Below are 20002 nucleotides of genomic sequence, written 5' to 3'. Positions count from 1 at the left end.
GATCGACTGCGGACAGTGATGGTTCGGCGACCGAGAGCAAATGAGTGGCGGCTCACTTGAACAACTTGGAAACTCATTTGCGTGTATCACGCAAGCATGTATATGCTTGCAGCATGCATGTAAACGACGCGTACGCTCCACAGACCCCCGTTGAGGGTGTGCTGCACGCGTTCACCCGAGTCGGGCGGCGGCTGAAGGCCAAGCAGCCCGGCGACACGATGGACCACAGCGCGCACGTCGTGCTGTTCGCTCTGCGGTGCAACGGCGCACTGCGACTGTCCGACCTGGCCGGACGGCTGGAGCTCGACGCCTCCACCGCGAGCCGGCACGTCCGGTCCCTGGAGCAGCTCGGCCTGATCCGGCGCTCCCCCGACCCGGACGACGGCCGTGCCTTCCGGGTGGAGCTCACCGAGCAGGGCATCGAGCAGTGGGAGACCAGCGCCCGGCGCCGGATGGAGCTGCTGAGCGCCGCCATGGAGGGCTGGTCCGACGAGGACGTACAGACCTTCGAGCGGCTGATGACCCGCTTCGCGGACGGCATCGCCGCCCACACCGAAGCACCGAGCAGCGCCGCCTGGGCGGACAAGGGCTGGGCCGCGGTCGCACCACGACTGCGCCCGGACCGCTCGGCAGAGCGCAGTACCGACACAGACTCCGCGACCGGCGGCGACCCTGCCGGCCACGAGAACAACGACAACAACCTGGAGAGCACCAGATGAGCACCACAGAGCCCGCCACCGCCGGCGGCGCTGCACCGACGGACGGTGGTCCCAACTACCTGTCCCACAAGCAGATCCTGGTCATCCTCGGCGGACTGATGGCCGGCATGTTCCTGGCCGCACTTGACCAGAGCATCGTGGGTACGGCACTGCCGCGGATCGTCAGCGAGTTCAACAGCCTGGACAAGCTGTCCTGGGTGGTCACGGCGTACCTGCTGACCTCGACCGCCTCGACCCCGCTGTGGGGCAAGGTTTCCGACCTCTACGGCCGCCGCCCGCTGTTCATCGCGGCGATCGTCACCTTCCTGGCCGGCTCCGTGCTGGCCGCCCTGTCGCAGAACATCGAGATGCTGATCGGCTTCCGGGCCGTCCAGGGTCTGGGTGCCGGCGGCCTGATGTCGCTCGCGTTCGCCACCATCGGCGACGTGATCCCGCCGCGTGAGCGCGGTAAGTACATGGGGTACTTCGGTGCCGTCTTCGGCCTCTCCTCGGTAGCCGGCCCGCTGCTCGGCGGTCTGCTCACCGACGGTCCGGGCTGGCGCTGGATCTTCTGGATCAACCTGCCGATCGGCCTGGTCGCCCTGGGCGTCGTCGGCGCGGTCCTGAAGCTGCCGCACGTGAAGCGCTCGCACAAGATCGACTACCTCGGCGCGTCCACCGTGGCCGCCGCCGTCACCTCGCTGCTGCTGGCCGTCTCCTGGAGCGGCCCGACCAACGGCTGGGGTACGGGCACCACGATCGCCTTGCTGGTCGCGGCCGTCGTACTGGCCGTCGCGTTCGTGATGATCGAGTTGCGGGTGGCCGAGCCGATCATCCCGATGGACCTGTTCAAGGGCCGGATCTTCTCCGGGTACGCCGGGTTCGCGTTCCTGCTCGGCTTCGCGATGTTCGGTGCGCTGATCTTCCTGCCGCTGTACCTGCAAGCGGTCAAGGACATGTCGCCGACCCGCTCCGGCCTGGCGCTGCTGCCGATGATCGTCGGTATCTTCTCCGCGTCGATCCCCAGCGGCCAGCTGATGAGCAAGACCGGCCGGTACAAGATCTACCCGATCATCTCGGCCGTCATGGTCGGCGCCGCGATGGTGCTGCTGTCCACGCTGAGCATGACCACGCCGTACTGGCAGCTCGCGATCTACATGTTCGTGATGGGCGCCGGCCTGGGCCTGTCGATGCAGATCACCGTCACCGCCGCACAGAACAGCGTTCCGCGCAAGCACATGGGCACCGCGACGTCGTCGATGACCTTCTTCCGCTCGATGGGTGGTGCGATCGGTACGGCGGTGTACGGCGCCGTCCTGACCAGCCGCCTGAAGGAGCACCTGACCGACATCGTCCCGCACGCCACCCAGGCGATGGTGGACGGTCTGGCCAAGGCCGCGAACAGCGTCCAGGTGCTGCACTCGCTGAAGGAGCCGATGAAGGGCTGGGCGCTGCACGGCCTGGTCGACGCGATGGGCGACGTGTTCCTGGTCTCCCTCCCGTTCCTGGCGATCGCCCTGGTGATCGCGATCATCACCCCGGAGCAGCGGCTGGCGGGCCGCAACGACGGCCCCAAGCCCGAGGGCGAGGAGTCGCTGGAGGCCTCCGCGGCCGCCGCGATGCACTGAGTCCGGCCGGTCGCTTGACCGAACTGAGACCGAACAGCGGTTGACCCACCCGGCAGCCGCCCTGGAAAGCTTTCCAGGGCGGCTGTTCGGCTGTTGTACACCGGCCGGACCGCCGTCTGACCCTCCCGGGGTCTTAGTTTCGAGACGTACCGACCGACAGGGACTGCCGCACGGATGAAGACACTTGACCGGCCGCTTGATGACGACGACCGCGCGATGGCCGACATCGCCGAGGTCCGCGACTGGCGCCGCCTGGGTGGACCCCAGGCCGGCCAGACCGGGCCGGTCCCGGTCCGCCGCCTGATCCGGCGGGTGAAGTCCGGGACGAACTGGAAGCCGTGGCCGATCAACCGCCGGACGGTGATCGACGACCAGCTCGACGGCTGGGGCTTCCTGACCCGCCGGAACACCGAGCTCGCGGTGTACGACGACCAGGTGCTGCCGCACAGCCCGTTCAGCGGCTGGGTCGCGTTCGCGATCGAGCCCGTGGACGTCCAGGAGGCGGCCGCCGGACTCGACGAGCACTGGCCGCAGAAATTCGACCTCGCCTGCCGGCACTGGGGACAGCCCTCGTACGTCGGAGTGGAGAGCAAGACCGGTTTCGACGACGACTGGGCCCCGGGCGCAGGCGTCGGACGCCGGCACCTGGCGGTCTGGACCCCACCGGGCGCGGAGATCCATCTGTACAGCAACAAGCCGACAGCAAAACCGCTGTCGACCTCGGTCGGCATCAACTACGTCGTGTACCTCAACGAGGAGGGGACATGAGAACCACCGCCCAAATGGCCCGCGAAGGCCAGCGGGACCTGCTTGCCAACACCGACACCCCCGCGCCCACAGGCCAGGAGCACAGCAGCGTCTCAGACACCTCCCTCACCGCGCTTGCGCACGCCCGTGCCGCCGGACCGGCGACGGACCGGCATTTCCAGGCCGGGACAACCCCGTCCGGCCCGACGCGTGCATCGGGCAACGACGGTGCGCGGCCGCAGGCCAACGGCTCCTCGACGACCCGGAACCGCGATCACGGCCGGGGCGTCTGAGAGCCGCCCGCAGCACACCGCCTCACGCCTGAACGCAGTTATCCACAGGTGCCGAACCGGCCGTTGTAGGTGACCCTGGAGGCCACCTACGCTGAGCGGCAACCGCTTGAGCAGCGACGGAAGGAACCAGCCCAGAATGAAGACGCAGGACAGGCCGCTCCACGAGGACGACCTGGCGCTGGCGGACCTCGCCGAGATCGCCGACTGGACAAGGATCGCCGGCCCGGACTCGGACCAGACCGGTCCGGCCACCATCAAGGGCATCGTCGAGCGGGTCACCGCCGCGACCAACTGGACTCCGTGGGCCGTCGACGCGCCCGGCGCGGTCGGCCCGCACAGCGCCGGGTGGGGATTCAGCACACCGCGCGGCAGCACCATCCTGGTGTACGACGGGATGGCGTTCGCGGACGCCCGCAACAGCGGCTGGTCGGCGTACGAGATCGGTCCGGACGACCTCGGGGAGGCCGAGGCCGGGCTGGACGCGCACTGGCCCGAGCACCTCGAGCTGACCCGCAAGCACTTCGGTGAGCCGACCTACGTCGGCGACCACAACGATCCGGGCTTCGACGACGCCTGGGCCCCGGGGCTGGGCGCCGACAAGCGCCACCTGGCCGTCTGGGCCCGCCCGGGCGGGGAGCTTCGCCTCTTCAGCGACAAGCCGACCTCGGAGCCGCTGACCGAGGCCGTCTGCGTCAGCTACGCGGTCTACATCGACTAGGAGTTCTCTCAATGTCACAGCCAGCAGGCCCGCTCTTCACCCCGGGCAGCCGCAAGGCGGCGATCAAGTTCCTGACGAACCTGACGCCTGACCAGCAGCGGAACTTCGAGAAGATGCTCAACCACCAGCCGCGGATGAAGCGGATGTGGAACGCCACCATGAACACTGCCCAGGAGGCGTGGAACTCGCAGCCCGGTCTGCAGGCCCGCTACGTCGGCAACCAGGTGGCAGCCGCGACCGGCGCGGCCGTCCGCGGCGCGCAGTTCGCCGCTCAGAACCCGCGACAGGCCTGGGACAACACGGTGGATGCCGGCGGCCAGGCGCTGGCGGCAACCGGCCGCGGCCTCGAAACCGGCCTCAGGGCAACCGGCCGGGGCATCGAAACCGGTGTCAAGGCAACCGGACGGGGCATCGGCCAAACCGCGGCCGCAGCGGGTCGCGGGATCGCCAACTCCGCTGTCGGCCAGGGCGTTGCGAACACGACCAGGGGTGTCGCGAGCGACATCGCCAACTCGAAGTTCGGCCGTTGGGTCTCGGACAAGTGGAGCCGCTCGACGGTTGCTGCCGAGGCCGGGTTCCGCGCCTTCAAGGAAGGCCGGGCGAACCCGGCCGCCCCGCAGGTGTCCGCCCCGGACGGGGCCGACCTGTCGGCCCGTGCCACCGCGGTCGTCGCCGCGCAGTCGCCGGCGGAGCAGCTGGCCGCCGCCGAGCAGGTCGTCGCCAAGCTCCGCTCGCAGATCGAGCAGAGCAACACGACCGGGATGCAGGCCGCCCAGGCACCCGCCGCCCAGGCGACGCAGTCGACCGGCGCTCAGACGCCGGGGGCCGCCGGACAGCAGGGCACCGACCAGAGCGCACAGCAGGGCGCCCAGCAGCGTCCCGCGCAACCCGCCGAACGCCAGAACGGCAACGGCGGCGTACAGCGCTGACCCACCAGCAGTCCCCCGGCCGTCCTCGCCCCGCGCGAGGACGGCCGCTCTGCGTCCCGGCACAACAACCCGGCACACTGACCTCATGAACCCCCTCCAAACCCAGATGGCGACTGTCGGGCTGCAGGCTCTGGCCGGGCACGGTTTCGTACTGGCCGGGGGTTACGCACTGCAGCTCCACGGCTTCGGGGATCGCGAGTCCGACGACATCGACCTGTTCACGAACGACCTCGACCCCAACCACTTCGCCGAGGCCGTTGCGCTGCTCACCGACACCTACCGAGGCACCGGTCTGGCGGCCGAGGTCGCGCGCCAGGTCGCGAGCTTCGCTCGGCTCGTGGTGACCGACGCCGGCGGCGCCATGGCGAAGGCTGATCTCGGGATGGACCACCGGCTGTTGCCCCCGACGATGTCCACGGTCGGGCCTGTGCTCTCCGAGCAGGATGCGTTGGGCAGCAAGGTCGGCGCGGTCTACTCACGGCTCGAGCCGCGCGACCTCATTGACGTACAGGCCGTGCTGGACAGCGGTCGGTACGACGCGGATGCATTGCTCGCCCTCGCCGACCAGCGGGAGGTCACCGCGTTGGACCGAGAAATGTTCGCGGTCCAACTGCGGACCGGGGCGCGACTGCCTGAGTCCGGCTTCCAGCAGTACGGCGCCACGCCGGAGCTGATCGCGCGGATCCGGGACACGGCGGGGCAGTGGGCCGAGCGGCTGGCCCGCTCGTCAGGGACGATGGGTGAATGAACGAGCCGCGCCCCACCGGACCGGGAGACTCCTATGCGTCCCGGATCCCGTACGTCGTACCTGAGTCGTTGGACCAGCTCACAGCGCCGCGTACAGGGATCGTCGAGCTGCCGGTCTCGCTCAACTGGGGCCCGCAGCGGGTCTACGACCTCAGCAAGGCCGACGACCGGCTGTTTCTCTACCGGACGGTGCTCAGCGAAGCCTCGACGCTCGATCAGCTCACCGCCCTCGTGAACAAAGGCCTTCTGATCGAGCTCTGGCCGCAACTGCACCTGCCGCGGTATTGCGTACGCCGCTGGCACACCGCCTTTCCCCACCTGGCTGAAATCGGCGCCGGCGGAATCTGGCAATGATGGATCCGGAACACGCGCGGGTAGCCCGCATCGGCCTCGCCGCGACCCGGGAGGACGGGTTCGCGCTGGCTGGCGGGCAGGCGTTCAGGGAGCATGGGATCGGTGTGCGGACGCCTGAGGACGTCGACCTGTTCACCGACCGGCAGACCGATTTCGACCAGACGATGGACAAGCTGCAGACGGCGTACGGCGATGCCGGCTACCAGGTCGACCTGCGCGAGCGGTCCGCGGAGCACGCGAAGTTCACAGTCAGCAAGGACGGGCGCAGTACCGACATCGACGTCGGCCGGGATTTCCGCAGCCGCCCACCGGTCGAGACCGAGGTCGGACCGATGCTGTCGGTCGAGGACTCAGTGGGTTCGAAGGTCGGTATGGTCTACGACCGCGTCGAGGCCAAGGGGTACATCGACCTGGAGGCCGCCGTTCAGTCCGGCCACTACTCGCGCGATGATCTTCTTGCCCTGGGCGACGAGCAGGAGATGTCGGGGATGGATCGGGACGGGTTCGCCTACCAATTGGACCAGGCGCGAGGGATTCCGGACGAGAAGTTCGCCGCGTACGGGATGAATCCTGAGCAGACTGCGGCGCTCAAGTAGGACATGGGTAACTGGGCACAGCAGGTCCGGACCAGGGCGCAGAACCCGGAGGCGGATCAGGCGATGCGGCTCACCGAGTCCGGGCAGTCAAGGGCCGGATCGGGCTCCGCGAACTTGACGCAGGGCGCAGCCGCCCGCACGGGCAAGGCGCTGAGCCAGGAGCGGGCGAAGGGTGAGCGGGGGACCTAGTCGCCCGCTGGGGCTGGGTGGCGGGCTCGGCGTCTAGGGGGTTCTGGGGCGGGGTCGTTGCCGGCCAGGTGGTTGACGATGGCGTTCAGTACGGCGGCTGTGGGGACGGCGATCAGGGCGCCGACGATGCCGGCGATGACGACGCCGGTGGCGATGGACAGGATCACGGCCAGCGGGTGGACGCTGACGGCGCGGCCGAGCAGGAACGGCTGCAGGACGTGCGCCTCCAGTTGCTGGACGCCGATCACGACCGCGAGCATGATGATCGCGATAAGGGGGCCCTTGGCAACCAGTGCGACCAGGACCGCGACGATCCCGCTGACCAGCGCGCCGACGACCGGGATGAACGCGCCGACGAACACCAGGATCCCGATCGCGCTGACCAGCGGCAGCCCCAGGATCGCGGCACCGAGCGAGATCCCGATCGCATCGACCGCCGCGACGATCACCGTGGCGCGGACGAACGCGGTCAGCGACACCCAGGCCCGGCGCCCGGAGGAGTCCGCCTTGTCGCGGGCCCGCCGCGGGAACAGCCGGACCAGCCACGACCAGATCTGCTCGCCCTGGTACAGGAAGAAGAACAGGCAGAAAAGCGCGATGAACAGTCCCGCGACCACGTGCGTCGCCGTCGTACCGACCGCTGCCGCCTGCTGACCGAGCGCGCCGCCGGACGTGAACTGCTTCTGGATCTGCTTGAAGAGGTTCGTGATGTCCGCGTCGGTGAGGCCGAAGTTGATGCGGGCCAGGTCGCGGAGCTTCTGCACACCGGCGCCGACCTGGTTCGACAGGTCCTCGAACTGACCGGCGATCTGCGTCCCGACCAGCGTCAGCAGTCCGGCGATCACGATGATCGTCGCGATCACGGTGACGCCTGCTGCGGGGCCGCGCGGGAGGCGGAGCTTCTGCAGACCGTTCGTGATCGGGACCAGGAGGGCGGTGAGGAGTACGCCGACGGTCACCGGTACGACGACCTCGGACAGGTACCGCATCGCGTAACCGATGACCGCGACGGCCGCGACGACAACCAGGAACCGCCACGCCCAGGCGCTGGCGATCGCCATGCCAGGCGTCACTCCGGTGTCCACCCGCCGCCCGCGGTCCGGCGTCACAACATCCGTCCGCTCACCAGCCGTCCGCTTACTGTCCGACTGCTCGGCGGCCGTTGCCGCGTCCGTTTGCTCGCCGGGCGTCGCCCGGTCTGCGGAGTCTTCCACGACCTCGTTGTCCGCGACCGGACTCTCCTCGGCGCGGTCGCCCACCGGTTCCTCGTCCCGCCCCTTGTCGCTCATCAGACCTCCCTGTTGATGAGAGACTAGTGCCCGGCGCGGGCCGTTCCATGAATGTGCGCGGCCAGTCCTTCGGCCGCCTTCGGGGCGTCCTCGGCGAGCAGCCCGACGGCCGCCAGTACGTAGTCCGCGTCGACGCACACGTCCGCGTGCTGCGGCACCAGCCAGCCCTCCTCCTGTGCGTTTGTCCCGATCGCACCGAGGATCCGCGCCGCCACCTCGGGTGGATTGTGCCGCAGTACTCCCCCGGATCCGACCAGCAGATCGACCTCGCGCAGGTCCTTGCCGGAGCGTTCGATCACCCGCCCACCGGGACCGAACACGATCCGCTGCCGTCCCGCGTGCCGCCGCAGCGCCACCGTCGCGGCGACGCTCGCCAGCGTCTCGTCGTACGTCGCCTCGCGCTCGCCGTCCGGGAGGTACGCCGGATCCGCCCGGCGCCGCTCGGCCGCCGATCGCAGCGCCTCGACGTCGGCGATCAGCTCGGCCTCGGCGCCCGCTTCGACCACCGGTACGGCGCTCCAGCGCATGCCGAGATCGCCCTCGACGGTCCGCGTCACGGGATGTGTCGCGACCACCTCGCGGCCGAGGTTCGCGTCCTCGGGGTCGAGCTCGATCACCGAGTGCACATCTGTGGTGGCGCCGCCGATGTCGACGACCGCGACGTCGCCGTGCAGACCGGCGAGCACCTCCACGCCGCGCAGCACGACGTCCGGTGTGGCGGCGCGGACCATTCGCGCGAACGCCGGGTCCCGGGACAGGTTCTTGCCGCCGATCACGTGCTCGAGGAACATCTCGCGGATCGCGGCCCGGGCGCTGTCCGGCGCGAACACCCCGATCTCCGGTACGACGTTGCCGGCCAGCACGTGCGGTACGCCGGCCGCGGTCAACGTACCGGCGATCTCGTCGCGGGCGTCGAAGTTGCCTGCGACAACGATCGGTTTCCGCCACTGGTACTTGGCGAGCGTCTCCGCGGCCTTGAGCAGTACGGCCGAGTTGCCGCCGTCGGTGCCGCCGAGCAGCAGTACGACGTCCGGACGGTCCTTGCGCAGCGCCTTCTGGCTGGTCGCGGTCAGGCCGCCGCTGACCACCGCCACCACACGCCCGCCACTGGACAGCGCCACCCGCCGCCCGGCCTCGGCTGTCACGAGCTCTTCGTTGCCCACGACACCGATCCGCAGACCGCCGCCCGCGCTCGAACACGCCAGCACGTCGGCGGTCCGGACGCCGCGATCAGCCTCCTCGAGTACGGCGCGGCACGCCTGCCAGCCGTCCATCACGTCGCTGTCGATCGTCGTCCGGTGCTCGGCCCGCGCCACCAACTCGCCCGAGCCGAGATCCACCGCAACCGCCTTGGTAAAAGTCGACCCGAAGTCGACCGCCACCACCAAACTCACCAACCATCACCCCCAACCCACAACACCCAACCGCCGCCGACACGCACCACTCTCACACGCCGCCCCCCACGCCCCGCCACCGCAGCCACCCGCGCCACCGCCGACACGCACTACCCTCACACGCCGCCCCCCCACGCCCCGCCACCGCCGACCGCCCGCACCACCGCCCCGCACCACCGCCCCGCACCACCGCCCCGCACCACCGCCCCGCACCGCCGCCTCGCCGGTGCCGCCGCCCGGTGCCGCCGCCCGGTGCCCATCTCGGAGGTTCACCTCTGAGATGGTTCCTTCACCGCTCGCCTGGCAAGGGCGAAGCAACAATCTCAGAGGTTCACCACTCAAATGGGGCAGGCCGACGGTTGCGCGGTGGTGGCACAGAGCGGGCGGTTGCGGGCCGGCGGTTGCACGGCCGTGCCATGGGGCGGTTGCGGGACCACGGGCGGTTGCCGGGCGGGCGGTTGCGGGGCGGGGCGGGCGGTTGCGGGTGGGGCGGGATGGGGTGCGTCGGGGGTAGGGCGGGAAGGGGCGGGAAGTTATGCGAGGGCTCGGTCGAGGTCCAGCAGCAGGTCGTCGACGGTTTCGATGCCGACGCTCAACCGGATCAGGTCGGCCGGGACCTCGAGCGGGGTGCCGGCGACCGAGGCGTGAGTCATCTTGCCCGGGTGCTCGATCAGCGACTCGACGCCGCCGAGCGACTCACCAAGGGTGAAGACCTCGGCCTTGTTGCAGATGTCGAGCGCCTGCGCCTCACCGCCGGCGACCCGGAAGCTGACGATCCCGCCGAAGCGCTTCATCTGCTTGGCAGCGGTCTCGTGCCCGGGGTGCCCGTCGACGCCCGGGTAGAGCACCTGGCTGACCGACTTGTGCCGCTGCAGGAACTCGACCACCTTCTCCGCGTTGTCGCTGTGCCGGTCCATCCGGACGCCGAGCGTCTTGATGCCGCGCAGCACCAGCCACGAGTCGAACGGGCCGGCGACCGCGCCGATCGCGTTCTGGTGGAAGGCGATCTTCTCGGCCAGCTCGGCGTCGCGGACCACGAGCGCACCGCCGACCACGTCGGAGTGGCCGCCCATGTACTTCGTCGTCGAGTGCACGACGACGTCCGCGCCGAGCTCGAGCGGCTGCTGCAGGTACGCCGAGGCGAAGGTGTTGTCGACCACGAGCAGCGCCCCGGCGTCGTGCGCGATCTGGGCGACGATCGCGATGTCCGCGACGTTCAGCAGCGGGTTGGTCGGGGTCTCCAGCCAGACGACCTTGGTCTTCCCCGGCTGGATCGCGGCCCGGATCGCCTCCGGGTGGGTGACCGCGGCGGGCGTCATCTCGACACCCCAGTTGCTCAGTACGCGGGAGAACAGCCGAAAGGTGCCGCCGTACGCGTCGTCGGGGAACACCACGTGGTCGCCGGGCGCGCACACCGACCGGATCAGCGTGTCCTCGGCGGCGAGACCGCTCGCGAAGGCGAAGCCGCGGCTACCGGCCTCGATCGCGGCCAGACACTCCTCGAGCGCGGTCCGGGTCGGATTCGCCGACCGGGAGTACTCGTAGCCGTTGCGGAGGCCGCCGACGCCGTCCTGCTTGTAGGTGCTGGTCGCGTAGATCGGCGGGACCACTGCTCCGGTCGTCGGGTCAGGCTCGTTCCCGGCGTGGATGGCAAGCGTCTCGAAGCCGTACTGGTGTTCGGAGTTCACCGGACCAGCGTACGACGTGGTCTGCTGCACACCCGCATCCCGTCCACCGCCCGGCCGATCCGCAGGAACCCAGTTGTCCACAGGCACGTCGTACCGGCTGGCGGATGACCCACTCGGCCACCTACGGTTACGCACAGAGCTACACCGAAATCACGGTCAGGGACCGGGGCAGGAAGGACGACGGGGCCGGATGAAGACCCAGGACAGGCCGCTCGACCAGGACGACCTGGCGATGGCAGACCTCGCCGAGATCCCGGACTGGACCGTGATCGCGGGGCCGGACGGCGACGACGCCGGGCCGGAGGTCGTGCGTGCCCTGGTGCACCGGGTGATGGGCCGGACGTCCTGGCAGCCCTGGCCGCTGCAGGCCGGCGAGGTGATCGACGCGGAGATGGTCTCGTGGGGGTTCACCACCCGTCGCGGGACCACGATGATCGTGTTCGACGGGCTCGCGTTCCCGGACTGCCCGGACAGCGGCTGGTCGGCGTACGAGATCGGTCCCGGCGACATCGCCGCCGCGGAGGCGGGCCTGGACGCGCACTGGCCCCAGCACCTCGCGCTCGCGACGCGGCACTGGGGGGAGCCCGACTACGTCGGTGACGACCGCAGCCCGGCCTTCGTGGACGAGTGGGAGGTCGGCGCCGGCACCGGCCGGCGGCACCTGGCCGTCTGGCTGCGCGAGGGCGCGGAGTTCCACCTGTACAGCATCAAGCCCGCCCACGACCCGCTCACGACGGCGGTCGGGGTCAACTACGCGGTCTACATCGACTAGGAGACCCCATGAGCGACACGACGGTGCAGCCCCTGAGCCGGCGCGAGCAGAAGCGCGCCGAGCGCGCGCAGCGCAAGACCGACAAGGCCGAGCGCAAGGACACCAAGCGCGCCGCGCGGCAGGGCCGGAAGATGCTCAAGGCCGGGTACGCACTGGCAGCGGCCGAGCGCAAGCGCATCGATCCGGCGGTCCGTGAGCAGATCGGGCGCGCCAAGCTGGGCCGGGCCGAGCTGCAAGCCCTGGCGCACTCGGCCGTCAACGCAGAGTTCCAGCCGGATCGGTACGGCAACCACGCGCAGCGGCTGAGCCAGGTTGCGAACGCCCGGCTCCGTCGGGCCGGTCCGGCCCCGAGGAACAACTTCATCACCCGGCACAACCGGTATTCGCGCTGGCGGCGGAATGAGCGCGCCGGTACGAAGGCGCTCAAGCAGGCGTTCACGCAGGCAGCGCGGGACGTGAAGAAGACCGATCCCGCGGTGCTGGCGGCGATCGGGCGGTCGCGGTTCACCAGCCTGGACCTGGCGTCGCTCTCGTCGGGTCAGGTCGGGCGCGTGTTCGACGGGCAGGGTCAAGCGCCAGGGCGGGGCCAGGGGCAGAATGGGCCTGGTCAGCAGCCGCAGGGTGCTGGGCGGGCGCAGCAGCCGCAGGCGGGGATCCAGTCTCGGGACGCCGCTCAGCGGGGACCGGCGCCGCAGTCCGAGCAGATGAACCAGCGGATCATCGCGTTGCAGCAGTCGATCATCGAGAACCAGCAGCGGACGATCGCGCTCCTCGAGCAGAACAACCAGCTCCAGGCGCAGATGCAGCAACTGCTCCAGGAGCGGGCCGCGCAGGTCCAGCAGCAGAACCAGCTCACGAACCCGTCCCAGGACCTGGGTCAGCAAGGCCAGCAGCAAGGCCAGCCAGGTCAACAGCAAGGCCAGCCGGGTCAGCAGCAGGGCGAGCCGGACCAGCAGCAAGGCCAGTCAGGGCAGCAGCAGGGCGAGCCGGGTCAGCAGCAGGGCGGGGCGCAGCAGCCGGCTCCGCAGCTCGACGACCACGTGCGGTTCATGCCCGTACTCGACGACGGCCAGGGACAGCAGGCCGGCGAGGAAACCGGGACCGCCGCCCCAGCCCCCGAGCCCGCCGCCCAAGCCCCCGGCGAGCAGGGGCAGGAGGGCGAGGCTGTCGTCGAGGGTGGCGAGGGTGGCGAGCCTCGGGCTGTTGGTGAGCAGGGTGGTGAGCAGGGGTTGAGCGGGAACGAGGCTGCCGTCCAGGGTGGGCCTGAGCAGGCGCCTGCTCAGGCTGAGGTCTCTGAAGGTGAGCGCTGGACTCAGTCGATCGAGAACGGCAACCCGTACGCGAACGGCCCACAAGGCACCGGCAACCAGCAACAGCCGGCCATGCCCGGCCCACAGTCACAACAAACCCCAACAGGCCCGCAGACGCCGGGTCCCAACGGACAGCAGCCGGCACCCGGCCCGCAGACGCCGGGTCCCAACGGGCAGCAGGCGGCATCGAGTACGCAGACGCCAGGCCCTGCGGGGCAGCAGGCGCAGCAGGGTGGTGAGGTGCAGGGTGAGGGGCAGGGAGCTGCCGCGGATCCGCAGCTCGCGGAGCTGCGACGGGTCTCGATGGGTGCGCAGACGCCGCTCGGCAAGGTCTCAGGGGACGACGTCAAGAAGGCAACCCAGGAGAGCCAGGGCGACACGAGCCGACCGCAGCACGGCAACCAGGGCCCAACCAAGTCCACCCAGTCCAAGCCTTCAGGCAAGCAGATCTGACCGAGCAGCCCGTCGGCGGTTAGAGGTCTACGAGCTGCAGGTGAGTGCGGACCGGAGCGCCTTCGGCCAGCGACTCGGCTAGCCGGATGGGCTTCTTGATCGGTAGAACGTAGGTGCCGTCCTTCGACGGGAACACCGAAGTCTGCCAGCTGCTCCCACCGACCGTCACCGCGACACGTACCGATCCGAAGCCCTTCCGGCGCCCTTCGGTGAGGTCGGTGATCTCGTCGCTGATCCCCTCGGGCACGGTGACGAAGTACCAGCTGACCTCCCCCGGATACAGCCACATCGGCGCCGTGAACCGGTAGCCGCTCACTCGGCCACCGGCATCCCGCGGCGCGTGAGGATCGCGGTGGCGGAGTCCAGCAGCACCGCGCGGATCTCCTCGTTCCGGGTCGGGAGCTCGAGCTCGGCGGACATCGCCGCCCCGATCGACTCGACCGCGGCCGACGCGCGCAACCGGTCGGCAGCGCTCGGATTCGGCCCAGCCAGCCACAGCTGGAACCGCCGGCTCTGCGCGATCAGCTCGTCGAGGTCGTCCCCGAACGCCGCCAGTACGGCCGCGATGTCCCGGAGCAGGGTCGGCCCGGTGGAGCGGTGCGCGATGATCACGTCGACGTACGCGCCGAGAACGTCCTGCTCGGTCTCGGGCGACCACTCCAGTGTCTCGGTGAGGCGCAGTACGGCGAAGACGTCGTCGAGGAACGTGCCGACGATCGCGCGCAGCAGCTCCTGCTTCGACGAGTAGTGGTAGTAGAGCGAGGCCTTGGTGATGCCGACCTGCTCGGCGATCTCGCGCAGGCTGGTCTTGTCGTACCCCTGGGTGGAGAACAGGTTGACCGCGGCACGGTGGATCTCCGTCTTGGTGTCCCGGGAACTCGTCGCGTGCTGCACGTCACCACCTTCTCACCTTCACTCGCCTACCGGGCGGCAGGTAGTCTACCTACCGACCGGCAGGTAGACAGGGAAGACTTCACAAGAGCTCCGCTTCGCGGAGGTTGGTTGGGCAAGAGCTCCGCTTCGCGGAGGTTGGAGGGGGTTCGGGGTGTTCACGAGACTCGGACGGTTCGTCGTCCACAACCCGTGGAAGGTGATCGCCGCGTGGGTGGTCGCGGCGGTGGCCGTGATCGCGTTCGCGCCGACGCTCGCGGACGTCACCACCAAGGACCAGGCGGCGCTGCTGCCCGACAAGTACGAATCGGTCCAGGCGCAGAAGCTGGCCGCGGACGCGTTCGGCCAGACCAACGACGCGACCGCAAGCATCGTGGTCAAGCGGGCCGCGGGCGGCGAACTGACCGCGGCCGACCAGGCCAAGGTCACCGAGGTCGCGGCGAAGATCACCGGCGCCCGGATCGATCGGGTGACCGCGGCGGTCACCGGCCCGCAGGCCGTCTCGCCGAACAAGCAGGTCCAGATCGTCAGCATCGGTCTGAAGGGCACGCCGGACGAGCAGCCCGTACTGGACGCGGTCCAGAAGATTCGCGACGTCACCGGCAGTACGCTCACCGGCGCCGACCTCGAGTACGGCGTGACCGGCGACGCGGCGCTGATGCTCGACAACCAGGACGCGTTCAACAATGCGTTCATCGTGGTCGGTATCGCGACCGTCGTACTGATCATCGGCCTGCTGCTGGTGATCTATCGCAGCCCGGTCGCCGCGTTCCTGCCGATCCTGACGGTCGGTCTGGTCTCCGCGATCGCGCCCGGCCTGATCGCCCTGGTGGCGAAGGCGACCGGCCTGCAGGTCACCCAGGACCTGCAGACGATCCTGACCGTCGTGCTGTACGGGGTCGGCACCGACTACATCTTGTTCCTGCTGTTCCGCTACCGCGAACGGCTCCGCGCCGGCGAGCAGCCGAAGGAAGCCCTGGTGAATGCGGTCGCCCGCGTCGCCGAGGTGATCGTGTCGGCGGCGGGCGCGATCATCGTCGCGTTCAGCGCGCTGCTGCTCGCGGTGTTCGGCGGGTTCAAGAGCCTCGGCCCGGGTCTCGCGATCGCGGTCGCGGTGATGGCGTTCGCGGCGATCACGCTGATCCCCGCAGTCGTCTCGCTGCTCGGCCCGAAGGTGTTCTGGCCGTCGAAGTCCTGGCAGCAGACGCCGAAAGGCGCGATGTTCAAGCGGCTCGGCACGTTCACCGCGCGCCGCCCGGGCGTGGTCGCGGCGATCTCCGGCGGCATCATGGTGGTGCTCGCGCTCGGCTCGCTCGGGATGAAGGTCGACTACGACGCCTTCAGCCAACTGCCGGACGGCACCGAGTCGGCGCGCGCGATCAAGGACCTGCAGGCAGGGTTCCCGGCCGGCGCGCTGAACCCCACAACCGTGTACGTCCGCAGCACCGACGGCACGCCGCTCGACCCGGCGGAGATCACAACGTACGCAGGGAAGCTGGCGAAGGTCGACGGTGTCGGCGGAGTGCTTCCGGCTAGCGCGGACGGCAGCATGGCCTTGCTGAACAAGGACAAGACCGTTGCCCAGCTCAACGTCGTGCTCAAGGAAGCGCCGTACGCGAACGCCTCGCTGGATCTCGTCGACGGCAAGTTGCGAGAGGCCGTGCACGCCGACGCCCCGGACGGTACGACGGCGCTGATCGGCGGCGTGACCGCGAGCTACACCGACATCCGGGCCGCGAACAGCCGGGACCTCTCGGTGATCTTCCCGGTCGCCGGCGGGCTGATCGCGGTCATCCTCGCGCTGCTGCTGCGGTCGCTGATCGCGCCGCTGATCCTGATGCTCGCGGTGGTGCTGAGCTTCTTCAGCTCGATCGGTGCGACGGTGTTCGTGTTCCAGGGCGCCGCCGGGCATGCGGGCGTGACGTTCTCGCTGCCGATCATGCTGTATCTGTTCGTCGTTGCCATCGGCACCGACTACAACATCCTGATGATCGCGCGACTGCGCGAGGAGGCGGCCCGCGGGACCGATCCACGGACCGCGGCCGACCGCGCGATCGAGCACGGCGGTCCGTCGGTGGCCGCGGCCGGGCTGATCCTGGCCGGTACGTTCTCGTCGCTGATGCTCGCCGGGATGGCGCTGCTCACCGAGATGGGGTTCTCGGTCGCGGCCGGCATCGTCATCTCGGCGTTCGTGATGTCGAGCTTCCTGGTGCCCAGCGTGATCGCACTGCTCGGCACCCGCGCCTGGTGGCCGCGCCGCATCAAGGTCAGTCCACCGGCCGAAGAGCGGGAGCCGGCTCTGACTGCTTCAGCCGGACGGTGAAGATCGGCAGCAGTACGTGGACGAGCGGGCCGATCGCGAGCGCGTAGATGACGGTGCCGACGCCGACCGAGCCGCCGAGCAGGAAGCCGGTCGCGAGTACGGTCAGCTCGATCGACGTCCGTACGAGCCGGACGCTCAGACCCGTACGGCGGACCAGACCCGTCATCAGTCCGTCGCGGGGGCCGGGACCGAACTGGGCGCCGATGTAGAGGGCGCCGGCGAGCGCGTTCAGCACGACACCGGCGAGCAGGAAGACGATCCGGAGCCAGAGCGCGTCCGGGCGATCGAGCGTGGCCAGCGTCAGGTCGGTGACCAGGCCGATCACGATGGCGTTGCTGATCGTGCCGAGACCGGGCCACTGGCGCAGCGGGATCCAGGCGAGCAGGACGACGAAGCTCATCAGGATCACCACCGTGCCGAAGCTGAGCGGCAGGTGCTTGATGATCCCGGAGTGGAAGACGTCCCACGGATCCAGGCCGAGGTTGCCCTGGATCATCAGGCCCATCGAGGCGCCGTACAGGGTCAGGCCGACGTACAGCTGCACCAGGCGGCGCGGCAGGTGGCCTGCCTTCAGCTGCTGGATCGGGTTGATCGGCGCGAGCTGGCGCGGGGCGGCATCGGAGGTGGCGGTCACGTTCTCCAGTGTCCGGAGAAAGTGGCCTGGTGTTCGATAGCCAATTGCGCAATAGTGGACTGCATGCGAGCGCGCTATCTTCCCGCCAGTACGTTGACCGGCCTGCTCGGCGAGTGGGCCGACGGCACCGGTCCGGCGTACCGGGTCCTGGCCGAGCGGCTGCGGCTGCTGATCGCGGACGGGCGGATTATGCCCGGCTCGCGGCTGCCGAGCGAGCGGGAGCTGACCGAGGCGCTCGGCGTCAGTCGGACGACGGTGGCGTCGGCGTACCGCGAACTGCGCGACAGCGGGTACCTGACGAGCCGGCGGGGATCCGGGAGCGTCACCGCCCTGCCGTCGAAGATCGAGCCGGAGCTCGGGCGGCACCACGCGCCGGGCATCGACACCGAGGGCCTCTGCGACTTCACCTGCGCGGCACCCGCGGCCGTGCCCGGCATCAGTACGGCAGTGGCGTCGGCGGCCGAGGAACTGCCGCGGCACCTCGCGACGCCCGGATATCACCCGCAGGGGCTGCCAGTACTGCGCGCCGAGATCGCGGCGGCGTACTGCGAACGTGGGCTGCCGACGTCCGTGGACCAGATCATCGTCACGGCGGGCGCCCTCGCGGCGACCTCGATCGCGGTCCGGGCGATCACGCAGATCGGCGACCGGGTACTCACCGAGAGCCCCACGCACCCGAACTCGGTGGACGCGATCCGGCGCAGCGGGTGCCGCGTGGTCGCCGTACCGACGTCGCCCGGCGGGTGGGACCTGCCATTGCTGGAGGCAACCATTCGGCAGACCGCGCCGCGGGCCGCGTGGATGGTGGTCGACTTCCAGAACCCGACCGGTTTCCTGATGCCGGCGGCGGATCGGCAGCGGCTGGCGCGGGCGTTCGCACGGTCGCGGACGACGGCGATCGTGGACGAGACGCTCTTCGAGCTGTCGCTGGACGGGCAGGAGATGCCGCCGCCGTTCGCGTCGTTCGACCCGGACGGCGTGATCACGGTGGGGTCGGTCAGCAAGTCGTTCTGGGGTGGGTTGCGGATCGGGTGGATGCGGGTGCCGGAGTCGATGGTGGCACGGGTCCTGGACGCGAAGGCGTCGATGGATCTCGGGGCACCGGTGCTCGATCAGCTGGTGGTCGCGGACCTGCTGCGGCGGCGGTCCTCGCTGCTGCCCGAGCGGCGCGTGACGCTGGCGCGGCGGCGGGATGCGCTCGCGGCAGCGGTCTCAGCCGAGCTCCCTTCGTGGAAGTTCCGCGTGCCGGGTGGTGGGTTGTCGCTGTGGTGCGAGCTGCCTGAGCCGGTGGGGTCGAGCCTGGTCGGTGTTGCCCAGCGCAACGGCGCGCTGCTCGTCGCCGGCTCCCGCTTCTCCCCCGACGGCGGCCTCGAATCGTTCATCCGCCTCCCCTTCACCCTCGACGAGGACGCCCTCCGCGACGGCGTACACCGGTTGGCGGTGTCGTACGACTCCCTGACCGCTGCGATCCCCACCCGGCGCGGCGTGATGATCGCGTGAACCGTACCGATCAACGGGTAGTGGTCGCCCCGGACGGCCGCCCGGCCGCCGCGCCAGGCCGCGAGCTGGCCGATCGCGCCTACCACCACCCGTCGGTCGGTACGCGTCATCGTGCCGTAAGGGCTCTGGGGAAGGTCGACCTTGAAGCAGGCGTTGAGACGGTGTGAGAGCAACTCTGCGAGAGGCGTGAGAATGTCGTTCTTCAGTCGCAAAACCGCCATGGTCGAGCCTGCGGCCGCGCTGCCGGGCCGCTCGACGCCGGGCTTCGCCGTACCGGACGAGAACATCGTCCTGCACACGCCGCAGACCGCCGCTGCACCTGAGGGGTTCGAGGAGGTCTGGTTCGGCACCGGATGCTTCTGGGGCACCGAGGAGATCTTCTGGCAGCAGCCGGGCGTGTACACCACCGCGGTCGGGTACGCCGGCGGCTACACCCCGAACCCCACGTACGAAGAGGTCTGCACCGGCCGCACCGGCCAGACCGAGGCCGTACGCGTCGTGTACGACCCGAGCAAGACGACCTTCACCGACCTGCTGAAGGTGTTCTGGGAGACCCACGACCCGACCCAGGGCATGCGCCAGGGCAACGACCGCGGTTCCCAGTACCGCTCGGCGATCTACTACACCACCGACGCCCAGCGCGCCGAGGCCGAACGCACCCGCGACCTCTACGCCCCCGTCATCAAGCCCCTGGGCTACGGCGAAATCACCACCGAAATAGCCCCCGCCCAAACCTTCTACTACGCCGAACCCCACCACCAGCAGTACCTCCACAAAAACCCGTACGGTTACCGCTGCCACAGCAACACCGGTGCCCGGTTCCCCGCTGACGGTTAGGTGGAGGTGGGA

Annotated in this window: 21 protein-coding genes; 15 read left to right on the top strand and 6 right to left on the bottom strand. The window is 69.8% G+C overall.

The annotated features are described in order from the left end of the window. Positions 1-113: 113 nt before the first annotated feature. From ACGFI6_RS33960 to ACGFI6_RS33915, 10 genes are all read left to right on the top strand, one after another. On the top strand, positions 114-719 hold the full coding sequence (locus ACGFI6_RS33960) for a MarR family winged helix-turn-helix transcriptional regulator (RefSeq protein ID WP_393125954.1): 606 nt from the start codon (positions 114-116) through the stop codon (positions 717-719). Continuing rightward, positions 716-2326 carry an MDR family MFS transporter gene (locus ACGFI6_RS33955; protein WP_393125952.1) on the top strand — a complete coding sequence of 537 codons (1611 nt, stop codon included), beginning with the start codon at positions 716-718 and terminating at the stop codon, positions 2324-2326. The genes ACGFI6_RS33960 and ACGFI6_RS33955 overlap by 4 nt, the downstream gene beginning before the upstream one ends. Before the next feature lie 174 nt (positions 2327-2500). Further along, positions 2501-3094: a hypothetical protein gene (locus tag ACGFI6_RS33950; RefSeq protein ID WP_393125950.1), complete on the top strand. Its 594-nt coding sequence runs from the start codon at positions 2501-2503 to the stop codon at positions 3092-3094. Further along, complete coding sequence (locus ACGFI6_RS33945; RefSeq protein WP_393125948.1) at positions 3091-3366, top strand: hypothetical protein; 276 nt, start codon at positions 3091-3093, stop codon at positions 3364-3366. Before ACGFI6_RS33950 ends, ACGFI6_RS33945 begins: the two co-directional genes overlap by 4 nt. Positions 3367-3502: 136 nt before the next feature. Next, positions 3503-4084: a hypothetical protein gene (locus ACGFI6_RS33940; RefSeq protein ID WP_393125946.1), complete on the top strand. Its 582-nt coding sequence runs from the start codon at positions 3503-3505 to the stop codon at positions 4082-4084. Positions 4085-4095: 11 nt separating this feature from the next. Then, positions 4096-5013, top strand: a complete 918-nt coding sequence (locus ACGFI6_RS33935; protein ID WP_393125944.1) for a hypothetical protein — start codon at positions 4096-4098, stop codon at positions 5011-5013. A gap of 85 nt (positions 5014-5098) precedes the next feature. Further along, the gene (locus ACGFI6_RS33930; protein ID WP_393125942.1) at positions 5099-5761 is read left to right on the top strand and encodes a nucleotidyl transferase AbiEii/AbiGii toxin family protein; all 663 of its coding nucleotides are present in this window, start codon (positions 5099-5101) and stop codon (positions 5759-5761) included. Then, on the top strand, positions 5758-6114 hold the full coding sequence (locus ACGFI6_RS33925) for a hypothetical protein (protein ID WP_393125940.1): 357 nt from the start codon (positions 5758-5760) through the stop codon (positions 6112-6114). Before ACGFI6_RS33930 ends, ACGFI6_RS33925 begins: the two co-directional genes overlap by 4 nt. Next, entirely contained in the window at positions 6111-6710 is a 600-nt protein-coding gene (locus tag ACGFI6_RS33920) for a nucleotidyl transferase AbiEii/AbiGii toxin family protein (RefSeq protein ID WP_393125938.1), read from the top strand. Before ACGFI6_RS33925 ends, ACGFI6_RS33920 begins: the two co-directional genes overlap by 4 nt. Before the next feature lie 3 nt (positions 6711-6713). Next, positions 6714-6899 carry a hypothetical protein gene (locus ACGFI6_RS33915; protein ID WP_393125936.1) on the top strand — a complete coding sequence of 62 codons (186 nt, stop codon included), beginning with the start codon at positions 6714-6716 and terminating at the stop codon, positions 6897-6899. On the opposite strand, the gene ACGFI6_RS33910 is transcribed toward ACGFI6_RS33915, so the two are convergent. The 3 genes from ACGFI6_RS33910 to ACGFI6_RS33900 all read right to left on the bottom strand — a co-directional run bounded on the left by ACGFI6_RS33910 (position 6896) and on the right by ACGFI6_RS33900 (position 11270). Next, entirely contained in the window at positions 6896-8188 is a 1293-nt protein-coding gene (locus ACGFI6_RS33910; RefSeq protein WP_393125934.1) for an AI-2E family transporter, read from the bottom strand. The genes ACGFI6_RS33915 and ACGFI6_RS33910 overlap by 4 nt on opposite strands. 23 nt (positions 8189-8211) lie before the next feature. Beyond that, positions 8212-9582: a glutamate mutase L gene (locus ACGFI6_RS33905; RefSeq protein WP_393125932.1), complete on the bottom strand. Its 1371-nt coding sequence runs from the start codon at positions 9580-9582 to the stop codon at positions 8212-8214. A gap of 533 nt (positions 9583-10115) precedes the next feature. Continuing rightward, positions 10116-11270, bottom strand: coding sequence for a cystathionine gamma-synthase (locus ACGFI6_RS33900; protein WP_393125930.1), 1155 nt, complete (start codon positions 11268-11270; stop codon positions 10116-10118). A gap of 190 nt (positions 11271-11460) precedes the next feature. Here ACGFI6_RS33900 and ACGFI6_RS33895 point away from each other — a divergent pair, with 190 nt between their 5' ends. Further along, positions 11461-12042 (top strand): hypothetical protein, encoded by a 582-nt coding sequence (locus ACGFI6_RS33895; RefSeq protein WP_393125928.1) that lies wholly within the window; start codon positions 11461-11463, stop codon positions 12040-12042. Between the two features lie 8 nt (positions 12043-12050). After that, positions 12051-13805 carry a hypothetical protein gene (locus tag ACGFI6_RS33890; RefSeq protein WP_393125926.1) on the top strand — a complete coding sequence of 585 codons (1755 nt, stop codon included), beginning with the start codon at positions 12051-12053 and terminating at the stop codon, positions 13803-13805. Between the two features lie 19 nt (positions 13806-13824). On the opposite strand, the gene ACGFI6_RS33885 is transcribed toward ACGFI6_RS33890, so the two are convergent. Both ACGFI6_RS33885 and ACGFI6_RS33880 read right to left on the bottom strand, forming a co-directional pair. After that, complete coding sequence (locus tag ACGFI6_RS33885; RefSeq protein ID WP_393125925.1) at positions 13825-14121, bottom strand: DUF1905 domain-containing protein; 297 nt, start codon at positions 14119-14121, stop codon at positions 13825-13827. Then, on the bottom strand, positions 14118-14699 hold the full coding sequence (locus ACGFI6_RS33880) for a TetR/AcrR family transcriptional regulator (RefSeq protein WP_393125923.1): 582 nt from the start codon (positions 14697-14699) through the stop codon (positions 14118-14120). Before ACGFI6_RS33880 ends, ACGFI6_RS33885 begins: the two co-directional genes overlap by 4 nt. 151 nt (positions 14700-14850) lie before the next feature. Here ACGFI6_RS33880 and ACGFI6_RS33875 point away from each other — a divergent pair, with 151 nt between their 5' ends. Beyond that, positions 14851-17019: an MMPL family transporter gene (locus ACGFI6_RS33875; RefSeq protein ID WP_393125921.1), complete on the top strand. Its 2169-nt coding sequence runs from the start codon at positions 14851-14853 to the stop codon at positions 17017-17019. Here ACGFI6_RS33875 and ACGFI6_RS33870 read toward each other — a convergent pair. Then, complete coding sequence (locus ACGFI6_RS33870; RefSeq protein WP_393125919.1) at positions 16964-17653, bottom strand: YitT family protein; 690 nt, start codon at positions 17651-17653, stop codon at positions 16964-16966. The genes ACGFI6_RS33875 and ACGFI6_RS33870 overlap by 56 nt on opposite strands. 63 nt (positions 17654-17716) lie before the next feature. On the opposite strand from ACGFI6_RS33870, the gene ACGFI6_RS33865 reads away from it, so the two are divergent. Then, the gene (locus tag ACGFI6_RS33865) at positions 17717-19153 is read left to right on the top strand and encodes a PLP-dependent aminotransferase family protein (RefSeq protein ID WP_393125917.1); all 1437 of its coding nucleotides are present in this window, start codon (positions 17717-17719) and stop codon (positions 19151-19153) included. Positions 19154-19345: 192 nt separating this feature from the next. Then, positions 19346-19990: a peptide-methionine (S)-S-oxide reductase MsrA gene (gene msrA / locus ACGFI6_RS33860; RefSeq protein WP_393125915.1), complete on the top strand. Its 645-nt coding sequence runs from the start codon at positions 19346-19348 to the stop codon at positions 19988-19990. Positions 19991-20002 lie beyond the last annotated feature (12 nt).

This window comes from Kribbella sp. NPDC048928, from assembly GCF_043197975.1.
In the GTDB taxonomy this organism is placed as follows: domain Bacteria; phylum Actinomycetota; class Actinomycetes; order Propionibacteriales; family Kribbellaceae; genus Kribbella.
Note: the sequence above shows the minus strand (reverse complement) of the source record. Positions and strands in the feature narration are given on the sequence as shown.

What these genes read in the sequence shown, in the direction of transcription:
- ACGFI6_RS33955 (WP_393125952.1), top strand. Translation starts at nt 716, where the DNA reads ATGAGCACCACAGAGCCCGCCACCGCCGGCGGCGCTGCACCGACGGAC.
- ACGFI6_RS33915 (WP_393125936.1), top strand. Translation starts at nt 6,714, where the DNA reads ATGGGTAACTGGGCACAGCAGGTCCGGACCAGGGCGCAGAACCCGGAG.
- ACGFI6_RS33925 (WP_393125940.1), top strand. Translation starts at nt 5,758, where the DNA reads ATGAACGAGCCGCGCCCCACCGGACCGGGAGACTCCTATGCGTCCCGG.
- ACGFI6_RS33960 (WP_393125954.1), top strand. Translation starts at nt 114, where the DNA reads ATGCATGTAAACGACGCGTACGCTCCACAGACCCCCGTTGAGGGTGTG.
- ACGFI6_RS33895 (WP_393125928.1), top strand. Translation starts at nt 11,461, where the DNA reads ATGAAGACCCAGGACAGGCCGCTCGACCAGGACGACCTGGCGATGGCA.
- msrA (WP_393125915.1), top strand. Translation starts at nt 19,346, where the DNA reads ATGTCGTTCTTCAGTCGCAAAACCGCCATGGTCGAGCCTGCGGCCGCG.
- ACGFI6_RS33910 (WP_393125934.1), bottom strand. Translation starts at nt 8,188, where the DNA reads ATGAGCGACAAGGGGCGGGACGAGGAACCGGTGGGCGACCGCGCCGAG.
- ACGFI6_RS33935 (WP_393125944.1), top strand. Translation starts at nt 4,096, where the DNA reads ATGTCACAGCCAGCAGGCCCGCTCTTCACCCCGGGCAGCCGCAAGGCG.
- ACGFI6_RS33945 (WP_393125948.1), top strand. Translation starts at nt 3,091, where the DNA reads ATGAGAACCACCGCCCAAATGGCCCGCGAAGGCCAGCGGGACCTGCTT.
- ACGFI6_RS33930 (WP_393125942.1), top strand. Translation starts at nt 5,099, where the DNA reads ATGAACCCCCTCCAAACCCAGATGGCGACTGTCGGGCTGCAGGCTCTG.
- ACGFI6_RS33940 (WP_393125946.1), top strand. Translation starts at nt 3,503, where the DNA reads ATGAAGACGCAGGACAGGCCGCTCCACGAGGACGACCTGGCGCTGGCG.
- ACGFI6_RS33950 (WP_393125950.1), top strand. Translation starts at nt 2,501, where the DNA reads ATGAAGACACTTGACCGGCCGCTTGATGACGACGACCGCGCGATGGCC.
- ACGFI6_RS33865 (WP_393125917.1), top strand. Translation starts at nt 17,717, where the DNA reads ATGCGAGCGCGCTATCTTCCCGCCAGTACGTTGACCGGCCTGCTCGGC.
- ACGFI6_RS33890 (WP_393125926.1), top strand. Translation starts at nt 12,051, where the DNA reads ATGAGCGACACGACGGTGCAGCCCCTGAGCCGGCGCGAGCAGAAGCGC.
- ACGFI6_RS33920 (WP_393125938.1), top strand. Translation starts at nt 6,111, where the DNA reads ATGATGGATCCGGAACACGCGCGGGTAGCCCGCATCGGCCTCGCCGCG.